This window comes from Klebsiella sp. JB_Kp042 (genome assembly GCF_040065275.1).
In the GTDB taxonomy this organism is placed as follows: domain Bacteria; phylum Pseudomonadota; class Gammaproteobacteria; order Enterobacterales; family Enterobacteriaceae; genus Klebsiella; species Klebsiella quasipneumoniae.
In genome coordinates this window covers 182,216-198,635 of sequence record NZ_JBEAJL010000116.1, presented here as the reverse complement: position 1 = coordinate 198,635, position 16,420 = coordinate 182,216, and the positions used below count along the sequence as shown (strand labels likewise).

13 protein-coding genes are annotated in these 16,420 nt (G+C 59.0%); 3 read left to right on the top strand and 10 right to left on the bottom strand.

The features are described from left to right. Window positions 1-127: 127 nt before the first annotated feature. The 6 genes from apaH to lptD are packed head-to-tail and all read right to left on the bottom strand — an operon-like array spanning window position 128 to window position 6,863. A complete protein-coding gene (gene apaH, locus ABLV54_RS25785; protein WP_023291949.1) occupies window positions 128-976 on the bottom strand; it encodes a bis(5'-nucleosyl)-tetraphosphatase (symmetrical) ApaH in 849 nt (282 codons plus the stop codon). Window positions 977-980: 4 nt separating this feature from the next. Then, window positions 981-1,358, bottom strand: coding sequence for a Co2+/Mg2+ efflux protein ApaG (apaG, locus tag ABLV54_RS25780; RefSeq protein WP_004204274.1), 378 nt, complete (start codon window positions 1,356-1,358; stop codon window positions 981-983). A gap of 2 nt (window positions 1,359-1,360) precedes the next feature. Beyond that, window positions 1,361-2,182, bottom strand: coding sequence for a 16S rRNA (adenine(1518)-N(6)/adenine(1519)-N(6))-dimethyltransferase RsmA (gene rsmA / locus ABLV54_RS25775; RefSeq protein WP_044520987.1), 822 nt, complete (start codon window positions 2,180-2,182; stop codon window positions 1,361-1,363). Beyond that, window positions 2,179-3,168 carry a 4-hydroxythreonine-4-phosphate dehydrogenase PdxA gene (pdxA, locus tag ABLV54_RS25770; protein ID WP_023291951.1) on the bottom strand — a complete coding sequence of 330 codons (990 nt, stop codon included), beginning with the start codon at window positions 3,166-3,168 and terminating at the stop codon, window positions 2,179-2,181. The genes rsmA and pdxA overlap by 4 nt, the downstream gene beginning before the upstream one ends. 5 nt (window positions 3,169-3,173) lie before the next feature. Beyond that, window positions 3,174-4,460, bottom strand: coding sequence for a peptidylprolyl isomerase SurA (gene surA / locus ABLV54_RS25765; protein WP_023291952.1), 1,287 nt, complete (start codon window positions 4,458-4,460; stop codon window positions 3,174-3,176). A 54-nt stretch (window positions 4,461-4,514) separates the two neighbouring features. Next, window positions 4,515-6,863 carry an LPS assembly protein LptD gene (lptD, locus tag ABLV54_RS25760; RefSeq protein ID WP_050533891.1) on the bottom strand — a complete coding sequence of 783 codons (2,349 nt, stop codon included), beginning with the start codon at window positions 6,861-6,863 and terminating at the stop codon, window positions 4,515-4,517. Between the two features lie 243 nt (window positions 6,864-7,106). On the opposite strand from lptD, the gene djlA reads away from it, so the two are divergent. Next, entirely contained in the window at window positions 7,107-7,934 is an 828-nt protein-coding gene (gene djlA, locus ABLV54_RS25755) for a co-chaperone DjlA (RefSeq protein WP_008807470.1), read from the top strand. 31 nt (window positions 7,935-7,965) lie between these two features. Here djlA and ABLV54_RS25750 read toward each other — a convergent pair whose 3' ends face one another. Together ABLV54_RS25750 and ABLV54_RS25745 are read right to left on the bottom strand one after the other, a co-directional pair. Further along, entirely contained in the window at window positions 7,966-8,664 is a 699-nt protein-coding gene (locus ABLV54_RS25750) for a response regulator (RefSeq protein WP_023291954.1), read from the bottom strand. After that, on the bottom strand, window positions 8,654-10,279 hold the full coding sequence (locus ABLV54_RS25745; protein WP_048336386.1) for a sensor histidine kinase: 1,626 nt from the start codon (window positions 10,277-10,279) through the stop codon (window positions 8,654-8,656). Before ABLV54_RS25745 ends, ABLV54_RS25750 begins: the two co-directional genes overlap by 11 nt. A 323-nt stretch (window positions 10,280-10,602) precedes the next feature. Here ABLV54_RS25745 and ABLV54_RS25740 point away from each other — a divergent pair, with 323 nt between their 5' ends. Both ABLV54_RS25740 and citX read left to right on the top strand, forming a co-directional pair. Further along, window positions 10,603-11,967, top strand: a complete 1,365-nt coding sequence (locus ABLV54_RS25740; RefSeq protein WP_044520990.1) for a 2-hydroxycarboxylate transporter family protein — start codon at window positions 10,603-10,605, stop codon at window positions 11,965-11,967. 179 nt (window positions 11,968-12,146) lie between these two features. Next, window positions 12,147-12,686, top strand: coding sequence for a citrate lyase holo-[acyl-carrier protein] synthase (gene citX / locus ABLV54_RS25735; RefSeq protein ID WP_004204286.1), 540 nt, complete (start codon window positions 12,147-12,149; stop codon window positions 12,684-12,686). A gap of 42 nt (window positions 12,687-12,728) precedes the next feature. Here citX and rluA read toward each other — a convergent pair whose 3' ends face one another. Further along, window positions 12,729-13,388: a bifunctional tRNA pseudouridine(32) synthase/23S rRNA pseudouridine(746) synthase RluA gene (gene rluA, locus ABLV54_RS25730; protein ID WP_023291957.1), complete on the bottom strand. Its 660-nt coding sequence runs from the start codon at window positions 13,386-13,388 to the stop codon at window positions 12,729-12,731. A gap of 11 nt (window positions 13,389-13,399) precedes the next feature. Continuing rightward, on the bottom strand, window positions 13,400-16,306 hold the full coding sequence (gene rapA / locus ABLV54_RS25725; protein ID WP_050533890.1) for an RNA polymerase-associated protein RapA: 2,907 nt from the start codon (window positions 16,304-16,306) through the stop codon (window positions 13,400-13,402). Window positions 16,307-16,420: the final 114 nt, after the last annotated feature.

Sequence of the window (16,420 nt, the reverse complement as noted above, 5' to 3'; positions counted from 1 at the left end):
AAATGGCACGTAAACGTAGGTCGGGTAAGGCGTTAGCCGCCACCCGACACAAACGTGGCTCCACGCCCGCAGTTCTTGCCCGGCGGCGCTGCGCTTGCGTGGGCCTGGGGGGCCGGCGCCTGTTTCTTCAGGACGCGACGGCTTCGCCTTCGTCGAGGCTTTTCTGCCGGTTCGACGGCTGGGTAAAGTACTGCTTATCCTCCCAGCGCAGGCAGGTGAGTTCCCCCCCCCAGCAGCAGCCGGTATCCAGCGCGTAAATGCCCTCCGGCGTACCGCGTCCCTCCAGCGACGCCCAGTGGCCAAAGGCAATGCTGTAGGCACTGCTGACCGGTCCCGGAATGGCAAACCACGGCTTCAGCGGCGCCGGGGCGTCCTCGGGCGCTTCTTTCGAGTACATATCCAGCTGGCCGTTCGGGAAGCAGTAGCGCATGCGGGTGAAGGCGTTAGAGATAAAGCGCAGGCGCGCCAGGCCGCTCAGCTCGTTGCTCCAGTGATTCGGCATGTCGCCGTACATGGCATCGAGGAAGAAAGGGTAGGAGTCGCTGGAGAGCACCGCTTCTACATCGCGCGCGCACTGCTGGGCAGTCTCCAGATCCCACTGCGGGGTGATGCCGGCGTGGGCCATCACCAGCTTTTTCTCTTCGTCCACCTGGAGCAGCGGCTGACGACGCAGCCAGTTGAGCAGCTCATCGGCATCCGGCGCTTCCAGCAGTGATTTCAGACGATCCTTCGGCTTGTTGCGGCTGATGCCGGCGAAGACCGCCAGCAGGTGTAAATCATGATTGCCCAGCACCAGTCGCACGCTGTCGCCCAGAGATTTGACATAGCGCAGAACCTCCAGCGACCCCGGGCCACGGGCCACCAGATCGCCGGTCAGCCACAGTGTATCGATCGCCGGGTCGAATTCAACCTGCGCTAATAATGCGATCAGTTCATCGTAGCAACCATGAACGTCGCCAATAAGGTATGTTGACATTGTTTTAATGAATGAGCGTTGGAACTGCGAGACGGAAAACAGGGATCTCGATACGGAACGGCGCGCCGTCGATATCGATCATCTCATAATGACCCTGCATGGTTCCCAGCGGCGTTTCAATGACCGCGCCGCTGGTATATTGATATTCACCGCCGGCGGGAATATGCGGTTGCTCGCCGACCACCCCTTCACCCTGAACTTCAGTCTCACGACCGTGGCCGTTAGTGATGAGCCAGTAGCGGCCAAGCAGCTGAACCTGACTCCGCCCCAGATTGCGAATGGTGACGGTATAAGCGAAGACGTAGCGCTCTTCTTCCGGAGAAGACTGCGATTCGATATAGACGCTTTGCACCTGAACGCAAACACGAGGCGAATTGATCATGGTTAGCTCTCCTTCGATGGCAGATTGTCAGACAGCCAGTTGGCCATCTGGCAGTACTGCGCCACGGAAATATTTTCTGCACGCATGGCCGGGTCGATGCCCAGCTCGGTCAGCACGTCCACGCTGAACAGATTGCCGAGACTGTTGCGGATGGTCTTGCGGCGCTGGTTGAACGCTTCGGTGGTGATGCGGCTCAGCACCCGGATCTCTTTGACCGGATATGGCATCGTGCTGTGCGGCACCAGGCGGACCACCGCGGAATCGACCTTAGGCGGCGGGGTAAACGCGCTCGGCGGCACTTCGAGTACCGGGATCACCTGGCAATAATATTGCGCCATCACGCTTAACCGACCATACGCCTTACTGTTCGGTCCGGCAACCAGACGATTCACTACTTCCTTCTGCAGCATAAAGTGCATATCGGCAATGGCATCAGTATAGCTGAACAGATGGAACATCAGCGGGGTCGAAATATTGTACGGCAGGTTGCCGAAGACGCGCAGCGGCTGACCCATTTTCTCCGCCAGTTCGCCGAAGTTCATGGTCATCGCATCCTGCTGATAGATGGTCAGCTTCGGCCCGAGGAACGGATGCGTATGCAGGCGGGCCGCCAGATCGCGGTCCAGCTCGATAACGGTCAGCTGGTCAAGGCGTTCACCGACCGGCTCGGTCAGCGCGGCGAGACCGGGGCCTATTTCAACCATCGCCTGGCCTTTCTGCGGATTAATCGCCGAGACGATGCTGTCGATCACAAACTGATCGTTGAGGAAGTTCTGCCCGAAGCGTTTACGGGCTAAATGGCCCTGATGGACTCGATTATTCATTGGGTATTAACAATCATTTTGATGGCGAGATTAAGCGCCGTGATAAAACTGCCGACGTCCGCTGTTCCCTGGCCCGCTAATTCCAGCGCGGTGCCGTGGTCGACGGAGGTACGAATAAAAGGTAAACCGAGCGTAATGTTCACGCCGCGGCCAAAGCCCTGGTATTTTAGCACGGGCAGGCCCTGATCGTGGTACATCGCGAGTACCGCATCGGCATGGTCAAGGTATTTGGGCTGAAAAAGGGTGTCAGCCGGCAGCGGACCGCTGAGGTGCATCCCCTTCGCGCGCATCTCTTCCAGCACCGGAATGATGGTGTCTATCTCTTCCGTTCCCATATGACCGCCTTCGCCAGCGTGCGGGTTAAGCCCGCAAACCAGCACATGCGGCTGGGCAATGCCAAATTTCGTGCGCAGGTCGTGATCGAGAATCGTGATGATCTCGCGCAGCAGGTCTGGCGTTATCGCCTCGCTGATGGCTTTCAACGGCAGATGGGTCGTCACCAGCGCCACCCGCAGCTCCTCGGTCGCCAGCATCATCACCACTTTGCTGGCCTGCGCGCGCTCTTCGAAGAACTCGGTATGACCGGTGAAGGCGATGCCGGCGTCGTTGATGTTGCCTTTGTGCACCGGGCCGGTCACTAACGCCGCAAATTCGCCGCTCAGGCAGCCGTCGCAGGCGCGCGCCAGCGTCTCGACTACGTAGGCGCCGTTTTGTACGTTCAGCACGCCGGGCTCGGCCGGGACGCTCAGCGGTACGTTAAGCAGCGTCAGCGTACCGGCACGCTGCGGAACGGGCGGTTGCGCAGCATCATATGGCAGGAGAGATAAAGGAAGACCGAGCCTCTGGGCTCGGTCAGTTAACAGGGCGCCGTCGGCGCAGATCACCAGCTCAACTGGCCAGTCGCGCTGGGCAAGCTGCACGACCAGGTCAGGGCCAATCCCGGCGGGTTCGCCGGGAGTGATAACAACTTTACGGGTTTCAGGCATCGATATTAGTTGCTCAGAATTTTAACATACGCACTGGCGCGCTGTTCCTGCATCCAGGTTGCCGCTTCTTCAGAGAATTTGCGGTTCATCAGCATACGGTAAGCACGATCTTTCTGCGCGGCGTCGGTTCTGTCGACCTGACGGCTATCCAGCAGTTCGATCAGATGCCAGCCGAAGGAGGAGTGCACCGGTCCGCTGGTCTGCCCTTTGTTCAGACGCATCAGCGCATCGCGGAACGCCGGGTCGAAGATATCCGGCGTGGCCCAGCCTAAATCACCGCCCTGGTTCGCCGAGCCTGGATCTTCAGAATACGCTTTCGCCGCTTTAGCGAAGGTGGTTTTCCCGCTCTTAATGTCGGCGGCAATCTGCTCCAGCTTAGCCTGAGCCTGCGCATCGTTCATGATTGGCGATGGCTTCAGCAGAATATGACGGGCATGCACTTCGGTGACGGAGATGTTCTGGGTCCCACCGCGCAGGTCATTCACTTTCAGAATGTGGAAGCCGACGCCGGAACGGATCGGACCGACGATATCCCCTTTTTTCGCGGTGCTTAACGCCTGGGCGAAAATGCCCGGCAGCTCCTGGATACGACCCCAACCCATCTGGCCGCCCTTCAGCGCCTGTTGGTCGGCGGAATAGGTGATCGCCAGTTTACCGAAGTTGGCGCCGTTGCGCGCTTGCTCAACGATGGCATTCGCTTGCTCCTGAGCTGCGGCGACTTCATCAGAGGTCGGGTTCTCCGGCAGCGGGAGCAGGATGTGGCTCAGGTTAAGCTCGGTGCTGGCGTCGTTCTGGTCGCCGATCTGTTTGGCCAGCGCTTCCACTTCCTGCGGCAGCACGGTGATGCGACGACGCACTTCATTGTTACGCACTTCCGAAATCAGCATCTCTTTACGGATCTGGTTACGGTAGGTGTTGTAGTTGATGCCTTCATAGGCCAGACGGCTGCGCATCTGATCCATGGTCATATTGTTTTGTTTGGCGATGTTGGCGATGGCCTGATCGAGCTGGTCGTCAGAGACCTTCACGCCCATCTTCTGCCCCATCTGTAACACGATCTGGTCCATGATCAGTCTTTCGAGGATCTGATGGCGCAGGGTCGCGTCATCCGGTAGCTGTTGGCCAGCCTGACCAGCATTGAGCTTAACCGATTGCATCAAACCATCGACGTCGCTTTCCAGTACGACGCCATTATTGACGACGGCCGCTACTTTATCGACCACCTGGGGGGCAGCGAAACTGGTATTCGCGATCATGGCGATACCGAGAAGCAGCGTTTTCCAGTTCTTCATACTTTTTCCATTTCGATTAACCGCAAATGCGGATGATGTTGTAAACCAGCCGCATCACAGGGAGCTCTGGTACGGTAAAATGTTCGAACGCAGCATCTGCTGGGTGCCGAGGCCGTAATTAGAGCTCAGACCGCGCAATTCGATATTGATTCCGAAGGTGTTGTCGTATTTGCTCTCGCCGCCATTGTTGTTGCTATCCCAACCGTTGACTTTACGTTCGTAGCCAAGACGGATGGCGTAGCAGCAGGAGTTATACTGGACACCCAACATCTGGTTTGCTGCTTTCCGGGTATTGGTATCGTAGTAGTAGGCCCCGACCACGGACCAGCGATCGACGATCGGCCAGCTGGCGGTCATCCCGACCTGCGAAATACCCTCTTTATATTGCGCCGCAGTGGAATATGACGGCAGCGTGGCCTGAATATATTCCGGGCTGGCGTAACGATAGTTAAGCTGGACTAAGCGGTTTTCATCGCGACGGTATTCAATGGTGCCGTTGCCGGTTGCAACGTTATCCAGACGCGTATCATACTGGATCCCGCCGCGCAGACCCCAGTTATCGGCAATGCGCCAGTAGGTGTCGCCTGCCCATACCAGTGAACCCGTGGTGTCGTTGTTCTCCCAGTTGATATTGTCATCACCGGTGCGTGACTCGGTGAAATAGTAGATTTGACCAACGGAAATGTTAAAACGTTCCACCGCGGCGGCGTCATACACGCGCGAGGTGATACCGGTAGTGACCTGATTGGCCGACGCGATGCGGTCCAGACCGCTATAGGTACGGTCGCGGAACAGGCCGGTGTAGTCCGACTGCAACAGCGTGGAGTCGTAGCTGCCGATTTCACTCTGATCGCGGTACGGCACGTACAGATACTGCATGCGCGGTTCCAGCGTTTGGGTGAATCCCTCCTGCAGGTCGCGCTCAAAGACCATTTTGCCGTCGATTTTAAACTGCGGCATCACGCGGCTAACGGACTCTTTGTAGTCCGTACCGTTGGCGGCGTTGTACTTATCAAGATTGCTCTGCTGGTAGTGGGTCGCCAGCAGCTTGGCTTCGGTATTCAGACTCCCCCAGCCGTTGGACAGCGGCAGGTTGATCGTCGGTTCGAAGTGAACGCGGGTCGCTTCCGGCATGTTGTTGTTCGAGTTAACAAAATGGGCGACCTGGCCGTACAGATGGGTATCGAACGGACCGACATCGTTCTGGTAGTAATTGATGTCGAGCTGCGGCTCAGCCGAGTAGGAGTTGCTCGACTCTCGATCGAAGACCTGGAACTGCTTGGTTGAGACCGTGGCGTCAAAGTTCTGATTGACATACCCGGCGCTGAATTTCTGCGTCGCATAGCCGTCGGTACTGGAACCATACTTCGAGCTGAAATCGTTGAAGTAGTCAGGATCGCTGACCTTGGTGTAGTCAGCGTTCAGACGCCACACCTGATCGATAACCCCGGAGTGGTTCCAGTAGAACAGCCAGCGGCGGCTGTTGCTGTCGCTGGAGTGGTCGTCTTCGTAGACTTTATCCGACGGCAGGTAGTCAAACTCCGTTAAGCCGCTGCCGAGCTGGGTCAGATAGCGGAATTCGTTTTCCCACATCACGCCGCCGCGCTTGTTCATATAGTGCGGGGTGATAGTGGCATCGAAGTTTGGCGCGATGTTCCAGTAGTACGGCAGGGAGAATTCCACGCCGTTTTTGGTGCTGTATTTCGCGTTCGGGATCAGGAAGCCTGAACGACGCTTATCGCCCACCGGCAGTTGCAGGTAGGGGCTATAGAAAATCGGCACGGAGCCAAGCTTGAAGCGGGCGTTCCAGATCTCGGCAACTTGCTCTTCGCGATCGTGGATGACTTCGCTGCCCACGACGCTCCAGGTGTCGGAGCCCGGCAGACAGGAGGTAAAGCTGCCGTTTTCCAGAATGGTATAGCGGTTTTCGCCGCGCTGTTTCATCAGGTCAGCGGTGCCGCGTCCCTGGCGTCCGACCATTTGATAATCGCCCTGCCAGACGTTGGTATCTTTGGTATTCAGATTCGACCAGGCTTTTGGCCCTTTGAGGATCACCTGGTTATCGTCGTAGTGCACGTTGCCCAGCGCGTCCACTGTGCGCACCGGCTGCGCCTGGCCCGCGGCCTGCTGCTGATGCAGCTGAACTTCGTCGGCGCGGAGGCGGCTATTCCCCTGGTTAATATCGACGTTGCCGGTAAAGACGGCGTTGTCCGGGTAGTTGCCCTTCGCATGATCGGCGTTAATCGTTACCGGCAGATCGCCAGGCTGACCTTCCACGAGCGGACGATCATAGCTTGGCACGCCAAGCATACATTGCGTTGCGAGATCGGCAGCGAGGCCTTGTTGGCTATACAAGGCGCTGGCAATCATCGTAGCCAGGAGGCTGGGAATACGTTTTTTCATACGTTGTATTTATTGTTCCATCATCTTGTGGCAGCGGCTTGCAAACGGTCAGAGCCTAACTTACTCAACTTTATCACGCTAGTGTTAATCCTGCCCGTTTCGAGCCCGAGCGTTAGGCACCCTGTTGAATGACGAGTATGATAAAGCAAATTATAGGCTATGTCCCACAATTGACCGAGGCGCGAGTGCCGGGTAACGTGCGGTCATATTCGTGCTTAACGGCGACAAACAGTTGGGGAGTCTATGCAGTATTTGGGTAAAGTGATTGGCGTGGCAGTGGCTTTGCTGATGGGCGGTGGGTTCTGGGGCGTGGTGCTCGGCTTCCTGGTCGGCCATATGTTTGACCGGGCGCGCAGCCGCCGGTTGAATCTCTTCGCCAATCAGCAGGAGCGTCAGTCGCTCTTCTTTTCCACCACCTTTGAAGTGATGGGTCATCTGACCAAGTCCAAGGGCCGCGTTACCGAAGCGGATATTCACGTCGCCAATGTGCTGATGGATCGCATGAATCTGCACGGCGCTTCGCGCACCGCGGCGCAGCAGGCGTTTCGCGACGGCAAGGCCGACAATTATCCGCTGCGCGAGAAGATGCGCCAGCTGCGCAGCGTCTGCTTTGGCCGCTTCGATCTGATTCGGATGTTTCTGGAAATTCAGCTGCAGGCGGCGTTCGCTGACGGCGAACTGCACCCTAACGAACGTGAAGTGCTGTTCGTCATCGCCGATGAGCTTGGCATCTCCCGCGCCCAGTTCGATCAATTCCTGCGAATGATGCAGGGCGGCGCCCAGTTCGGCGGCGGTTCGCAGCAGCAATCTTATGGTCAGCACGGCGGCAACGCCGGCTGGCAGCAGGCGCAGCGCGGTCCAACGCTGGAGGACGCCTGCAACGTGCTGGGGGTGAAACCGACTGACGACGCGGCGACGGTGAAGCGCGCCTATCGTAAGCTGATGAACGAGCACCATCCGGACAAGCTGGTGGCGAAAGGGCTGCCGCCGGAGATGATGGAGATGGCCAAACAGAAAGCCCAGGAGATCCAGAAGGCCTGGGAGCTGATTAAAGAGCAGCGCGGTTTCTGAGTTTTCCAGCCCCTCCCGCCCGGCGAGGGGGTTAGCGTTTGGCCTGTGCGCGGCGATACAGCCGCCGCGGATGGCCGATTTTTCCGTACAGCATCTCCACCTCCAGAAAACCGGTCTCAACGCCGTGTTCAAGATAGCGGCGGGCGGTGGTTTTGCTGAGCCCGGCGGCGCTGACCACCTCATCAACGGAAAAGCAGTGCGCTTCCCGGCCGCTAAACAGACCCTGCACCAGCGCCAGCGTTTTCTCTTCAATCCCTTTGCTGCCACTATCCATACGATAGTTCTTCGCCTGCAATTGATAGAGGGAATCGACGTTCTGCTGATCGACGATTTTCCACTCCCGCTGCTGATCGTAGAACTGGATAAAACGCTCCAGCGACTGGCTCAGCCGCTTCCATGATACCGGCTTAAGAATATAGTCGAAGGCGCCGTTGCGGATGGCCTGGCTGCAGGTTTCCATATCGCTGGCGGCGGTGATAAAGATCACCGAGCATTGGCTGGTCGCCAGCGCCGGGTCGGTCATCAGCGTTACCCCTTTGCCGTCCGGCAAATAGTTATCCAGCAGCACCAGCTGCGGCGGCGTGGCGTGGAGCAATTGACGGGCCTGAGCGAGGGAGGCCGCCATGCCCGCCAGCCGCAGGCGCGGGTGTTTCTGCACAAGCTCGGCGTGCAGGCGCGCCAGCTCGCTCTCATCTTCAATGATTAGCACATCGACCAGGTCATGATGCATCGTGGGCCTCCGGTTGCGGACAGGCGGGCGCGTCGGCCGGGATAAACAGGGTGAAGATCGTTCCCCGCGGCGCGTTATCGGCGACTTCGATGGTGCCGCCCGCCTGAGTGACATAATGTTCAATAAGATACAGACCAATGCCGTGATCGCCACGGGTTTTGGTGGTGACGCCGCGTTCAAAAATGCGCTCGCGGATATCGGGGCGGATGCCGACGCCGCGGTCGGCCACTTCGATAATCAGCTCCCGGGCGTTGAGCTGGATCAGGACTTCCACCGGCTCATGCGGAAGCTCGGCGCGCTGCGTGGCTTCGATGGCGTTATCCAGCAGGTTGCCGATGATGGAGATCAGTTCGGATTCCATCAGCGACGGCAGCGGACGGTCAATGCGGCAGGCCGGGTCGAAGCTCAGCGCCACGCCTTTTTCGCGGGCGCGAGTGGCTTTGCCGAGCAGCAGACCGCACAGCGTCGGCGAGTGGAAGTGCGAGGAGATAAAGTCCAGTAACTCCTGAGCATGCTCCGACTGGGCCTGAATATAGCGGATCGCTTCGTCATAATGGCCCATATGCAGCAGGCCGGAGAGGGTGGTCATCCGGTTGAGCTGCTCGTGGCGCATGATGCGAAGATTGTCGACATAGCGCTTCACCTGGCTCAGCTGGGCGGTGAGGGCATTGATTTCATTGCGGTCTCGGAAGGTAATCACCCAGCCCTGCAGGGTATTCTCCAGCATAATGCGCACCCGACTGGCGAGCACGGTCAACTGGTTGAAGCGGCACAGCTCATCATGGGTGTCGCGCTCAAGCATGTCGCCGCTGGCGAAAAAGGGCTGCGGGGAAATCACGCTGTCGATGGACTGGCCGCGCAGCTGACGGGCGGGCTGGCTGAGTCCCAGCAGGCTGCGGGCGGCATGGTTAATCACCTCAATGCGCCGCTGGCGATCGATGACGATCACCCCCTCAAAGATCGACTCCATCATCGCCTTTTGCTGGCGCACCAGCAGGCCTATCTCCCGCGGCTCGAGCGAAAAAATCTGTTTCTTGATGCTGCGGGTAAAGTACCAGGAGAAGATAAACAGGGCGGTGAGCAGCAGGACGGCGGCGATAAAAATATTGATCACTTTGCTCAGGGTAATGCTGTCGAGATAGCTGGTGAGGTAGCCGACGGAGACAATGCCGATCACCCGCCCCGCGTCATCGATGATGGGCGTTTTACTGCGCAGCGAGACGCCCAGGCCGCCTTTGCGAATGGTGGTAATGGACTTTCCCTCCAGTACCGCCTGGTTGTCGCCGCCGACCAGCCGCGTGCCGACCCACTCCGGATGGACGGAATGAAACAGATGCATCCCCTGGCGGTCGCCGATGACGATAAAGCTGGCGTCGCTATGGGCGGCGATTTGCTGCATAAATGCCTGAATCGCCTGTGGGTCATGCCGGCTGACCTGCTGACGTAAATTTGGCATCAGGGCTATCTCTTCGGCCTGAATTTTGGCCCGGGCGCTCATTTCCTGATAAAGCTGGCGGCTGGCGTCAAAGTAATAATAAATACCCAGCGCGATAAACAGGACTGAGAAAAAAGCGACCAGCGAAATAAACAGCTTATATTGAAAAGATAATTTCATAGGTCCCGGACGACGTATTCACCATACCGGCACTCTATCATTTTTCTGTCACGTGACGTAAATGTTAAGGGAAAGTTGTGATCAGCGGCGCAGGCGCCGGCTACCGCCAGTGGTCGCGGCGGAAATAACGCGTGGCGGGAAATAAAAACCATAAAAACCACGATAATAAATCAGAGATATATCACCCCTGCGCGGATCAGCGAATAGAAACCATAAAAACCATAGTGACCATTAAAACTTCTTTTTTAATTCGGGGAGCTTCACATTAACGACGCCGCTGTCCCTTTACGCTGAAAATGAATAATAACGACAGGGCTGAATTTATGAGCACCACAGACAACGCATTCTCTGCAACCCTTGAACCGATCAATACGCCGAAAACCACGCTCAGGCAGCGCTGGTGGCACATCATGGATAACTGGAAGGTAGGGATCGTCCCGCTGCCGCTGTTTCTGCTGGCCGGGGGGCTGATCGCTCTCGACTGCCTTGGCGGTAAACTGCCGAGCGATATCGTGGTGATGGTGGCTACGCTGGCTTTCTTTGGCTTCGCCTGCGGCGAGTTTGGCAAACGTCTGCCGGTGCTGGGAAAACTCGGCGCGGCGGCGATCTGCGCCACTTTTATTCCTTCCGCGCTGGTCCATTACGGCCTGCTGCCGGACGTGGTCGTTGAATCCACCACCAAATTCTATAAATCCACCAACATCCTCTATCTCTATATCTGCTGCATTATCGTCGGCAGCATCATGAGTATGAACCGCACCACCCTGATTCAGGGCTTCCTGAAGATCTTCTTCCCAATGCTGTGCGGCGAGGTGGTCGGCATGCTGGTGGGCATCGGCGTCGGCACGCTGCTGGGCATGGAGCCGTTCCAGGTGTTCTTCTTTATCGTGCTGCCGATCATGGCCGGCGGCGTAGGGGAAGGGGCGATCCCGCTGTCGATGGGCTACGCCGCGCTGATGCATATGGAGCAGGGAGTGGCCCTGGGCCGGGTGTTGCCGATGGTGATGCTCGGCAGCCTGACGGCGATCGTCATTTCCGGCTGCCTCAACCAGCTCGGCAAGCGCTTCCCGCATCTGACCGGCGAAGGGCAGCTGATGCCGAACCGCAGCCATGAAACCCGCAGCCTCGGCGAGAGCGAAGGCGTGAGCGGCAAAACCGACGTCGGGACGCTGGCCTCCGGTGCGCTGCTGGCGGTGCTGCTGTATATGATGGGGATGCTCGGCCACAAACTGATTGGTCTGCCGGCGCCGGTGGGCATGCTGTTTCTCGCGGTGCTGTTAAAGCTGGCTAATGTGGTTTCTCCGCGCCTGCAGGAGGGATCGCAGATGGTGTATAAATTCTTCCGCACCGCGGTCACCTACCCGATCCTCTTTGCCGTCGGCGTGGCGATCACCCCGTGGCAGGAGCTGGTGAACGCCTTCACCTTCACCAACCTGCTGGTGATCGTCAGCACCGTCTCCGCGCTGGTGGCGACCGGTTTCCTGGTCGGTAAAAAGATAGGGATGCACCCGGTCGATGTGGCGATTGTCTCCTGTTGCCAGAGCGGGCAGGGCGGCACCGGCGATGTGGCGATCCTGACCGCCGGCAACCGCATGAGCCTGATGCCGTTCGCGCAGATCGCTACCCGGATTGGCGGGGCGATAAATGTCTCGCTGGGGTTGCTGTTCCTCAGCCACTATCTGGCGTGATATAACGCTACGCTCAGCGATAAACCTGCTATTTTCCGCTACAGAACGCCGAAAATATCTGCGTTCTGTATCCTAAATGCTCCGCATTTAGCGTTACAATCAGCGCGCGATCGGCTATCGCAACCATCATCATGACAGTCCAGGCGCTGTCGCATTTATCATATGTAGGAGAGGAATTAATGTCAGTGGATACTCCCGCCCAGGCGGGCGTCAGCATCGACGCATTGCTGGCGGCGAAAGAGCAGCGTGCAGCCCGCCAGGCCGACTGGTTGGCCCATTATCAGCAGCCTGTTATTTCCCTGACCCTGGTGACCCCCGGGGCGGTGAAGGACAGCATTCGCTATCGCAACATGATGGGCGTAGCCCTCCAGGCCTGCGATCAACTGCTGTGGAAGCACCGCTGGCAAACGCTGGATCGTCAAGTGCTGTGGCTGCCGACCGGGCCTGAAGCGCTGTGGTGCGTGGCGCACCCGGCCAGCGAAATCAAAGCGATGTGCAGTACGCTGGAGCAGAGCCATCCGCTGGGACGCTTGTGGGATATCGATGTGATCTGTCCGCAGAGCGGGCAGGTGGGACGCCAGTCGCTGGGCGAGTCGCAGCGCCGCTGCCTGCTGTGCGATGAGCCGGCGCACGCCTGCGCGCGCAGCCGTCGTCACGACACCGATCTCGTCGTTGCCCGCGTTGAGCAGATGATTGACGCGTGGTTTGCCCGCGATTAACGGGTCAGTATTCCCCGGCGGCAAAGCGCCGCCGGGTAGGTCCTAAAAGTCGATCGGCGCGCGGAAGGTCATCGCGTTGCCGTAGGCGGGGTGGGTAATGGTGAGCGTCTCGGCGTGCAGCAGCAGGCGCGGGGCCATCGCCAGCGCCTCAGGCGTGGCGTAAAAGCGGTCGCCAAGGATCGGATGCCCCAGCGCTAGCATATGCACGCGCAGCTGGTGCGACCGTCCGGTAATCGGCTTCAGGCGCACGCGGGCGGTGTTATCTTCCGCGTACTCCAGCACCTCATACTCGGTCTGCGCCGCTTTGCCGGTTTCATAACACACCTTCTGCTTTGGCCGGTTCGGCCAGTCGCAAATCAGCGGTAAATCCACCAGGCCCTCCGCCGGCTGCGGATGGCCCCAGACGCGGGCGATGTACTGCTTCTTCGGCTCGCGCTCGCGGAACTGACGCTTCAGTTCGCGTTCCGCCGCCTTATTCAGCGCCACCACAATCACGCCGCTGGTGGCCATATCAAGGCGATGCACCGATTCGGCCTGCGGGAAGTCGCGCTGAATGCGCGTCATCACGCTGTCTTTATGTTCATCAAGACGACCCGGCACGGACAACAAGCCGCTCGGCTTGTTGACCACCATGATGTGCTCATCCTGATACAGGATCACCAGCCAGGGATCCTGCGGCGGATTGTAGTTTTCCATCGCCATTTTGCGTTCCGTTACTGGTGAGTGACGACGATCAGACGCAGCGCGTCCAGACGCCATCCGGCCTGTCCCAGCGCCTCCAGCACCTGCTGGCGGTTACTTTCAATCGCCGCCAGTTCGTCGTCACGGATGTTCGGGTTGACCGCCTTCAGCGCTTCCAGACGGGAGAGCTCCGCCGTCAGCTTATCGTCGGCTTCGCTACGCGCCGCGTCGATCAGCCCCTGCGCCGCCTTGGCGATCTGCGCTTCGCCCTGCTGCAGAATGGCGTGAACGTCCTGTTGAACCGCGTTGACCAGCTTGCTGCCGGTGTGGCGATTGACCGCGCTCAGCTGGCGGTTGAAGCTTTCAAACTCCACCTGGCCGGCGAGGTTGTTGCCGTTTTTATCCAGCAGCATGCGAACCGGGGTCGCCGGCAGGAAGCGGTTGAGCTGCAGCTGCTTCGGCGCCTGCGCTTCGACCACGTAGATCAGCTCCAGCAGCAGAGTGCCGACCGGCAGCGCCTTGTTCTTCAGCAGGGAAATGGTGCTGCTGCCGGTATCGCCGGAGAGGATCAGGTCGAGGCCATTGCGGATCAGCGGGTGCTCCCAGGTGATGAACTGCGCGTCTTCACGGGACAGCGCCACGTCACGCTCGAAGGTGATGGTGCAGCCGTCCTCCGGCAGACCCGGGAAGTCCGGGACCAGCATATGGTCGGAAGGGGTGAGGACGATCAGGTTTTCGCCGCGGTCGTCCTGGTTGATGCCGACGATATCGAACAGGTTCATCGAGAAGGCGATCAGGCTGGTGTCGTCATCCTGCTCTTCGATGCTCTCCGCCAGGGCCTGAGCTTTCTCGCCGCCGTTGGAGTGGATCTCCAGCAGACGGTCGCGGCCCTGCTCCAGCTGCGCTTTCAGGGCGTCATGCTGCTGGCGGCAGGACTTGATCAGATCGTCAAAGCCGTCGGTGGATTCCGGCGCCGCAAGGTAGTTGATCAGCTCGTCATGGACGCTGTCGTAAACGGTCCGTCCGGTCGGGCAGGTATGCTCGAAGGCGTCGAGACCTTCGTGGTACCAGCGCACCAGCACCGACTGCGCGGTCTTTTCCAGGTACGGGACGTGGATCTGGATATCGTGCGCCTGGCCGATACGGTCGAGGCGGCCGATACGCTGCTCCAGCAGATCCGGGTTAAACGGCAGATCGAACATCACCAGATTGCTGGCGAACTGGAAGTTGCGTCCTTCGGAACCGATCTCAGAGCACAGCAGCACCTGGGCGCCGGTGTCTTCTTCGGCAAACCACGCCGCGGCGCGGTCGCGTTCTATAATCGACATTCCTTCATGGAACACGGCGGCGCGGATACCTTCGCGCTCGCGCAGCACCTGCTCCAGCTGCAGCGCGGTGGCGGCCTTGGCGCAGATCACCAGCACCTTCTGCGAACGGTGGCTGGTCAGGTAGCCCATCAGCCACTCGACGCGCGGGTCGAAGTTCCACCAGGTGCCGGTATCGCCTTCAAATTCCTGATAGATCTGCTCCGGATAGAGCATGTCGCGCGCGCGCTCTTCCGCGGTTTTGCGGGCGCCCATGATGCCGGACACTTTGATGGCCGTCTGGTACTGGGTCGGCAGCGGCAGGCGAATGGTGTGCAGCTCGCGTTTCGGGAAACCTTTGACGCCGTTACGGGTGTTACGGAACAGCACGCGGCTGGTGCCGTGGCGGTCCATCAGCATCGAGACCAGCTCCTGGCGCGCGGCCTGGGCGTCTTCGCGATCGCTGTTGGCGGCCTGCAGCAGCGGCTCGATATCCTGCTCGCCGATCAGATCGCCGAGGGTATTGAGTTCGTTATCGCTCAGCTTGTTGCCCGCCAGCAGCAGGGCGACGGCGTCGGCCACCGGACGGTAGTTCTGCTGTTCTTCGACAAACTGCGCGAAATCGTGGAAGCGGTTCGGATCCAGCAGGCGCAGGCGCGCAAAGTGGCTCTCCATCCCCAGCTGTTCCGGCGTCGCGGTCAGCAGCAGAATGCCCGGCACGCGCTCGGCCAGCTGTTCAATAGCTTGATATTCGCGGCTCGGGGCGTCTTCGCTCCACACCAAATGGTGCGCTTCATCGACCACCATCAGGTCCCACTCGGCGTCGCACAGGTGCTCCAGACGCTGCTTGCTGCGGCGCACGAAGTCTAAAGAGCAGATCACCAGCTGTTCGGTTTCGAACGGGTTGTAGGCGTCATGCTGCGCTTCGGCGTAGCGCTCGTCGTCAAACAGCGAGAAGCGCAGGTTGAAGCGGCGCAGCATCTCCACCAGCCACTGGTGCTGGAGAGTTTCAGGGACCACAATCAGTACGCGCTCGGCGGCGCCGGAGAGCAGCTGCTGGTGCAGGATCATCCCGGCTTCGATGGTTTTACCTAAGCCCACTTCATCGGCCAGCAGGACGCGTGGCGCGTGACGACGGCCCACGTCGTGGGCGATGTTCAGCTGATGCGGGATCAGGCTGGTGCGCTGGCCGCGCAGGCCGCTCCACGGCATGCGGTACTGCTCGCTCTGGAACTTGCGCGCGCGGTAGCGCAGGGCAAAGCGGTCCATGCGGTCGATTTGGCCGGCGAACAGACGGTCCTGCGGCTTGCTGAACACCAGTTTGCTGTCGAGCAGCACTTCACGCAGGGTGACGTTCGCTTCCTGGGTATCGAGGCGGGTGCCGGTGTAGGACAGCAGCCCATTCTCTTCATGCACTTTGTCAACGTGGAGCTGCCAGCCTTCGTGGCTGGTAATGGTGTCGCCCGGGTTAAACATCACGCGAGTGATCGGGGAATCGTTGCGTGAGTACAGACGGTTTTCGCCGATGGCGGGGAAAAGGAGAGTGACCATGCGCGCATCCAGCGCTACCACCGTCCCTAATCCTAGTTCGCTCTCTGTGTCGCTAATCCAGCGTTGACCAAGTGTAAAAGGCATATATGTTCGGCTCTTTAGTTCTTTAATTGCAGGCAATAGTTGATCATCTCCATGTACAACCGGAGATGCGTCAAAATTGGGGCCAGGAATGGAAAGGGCGCTATATTACTGGAT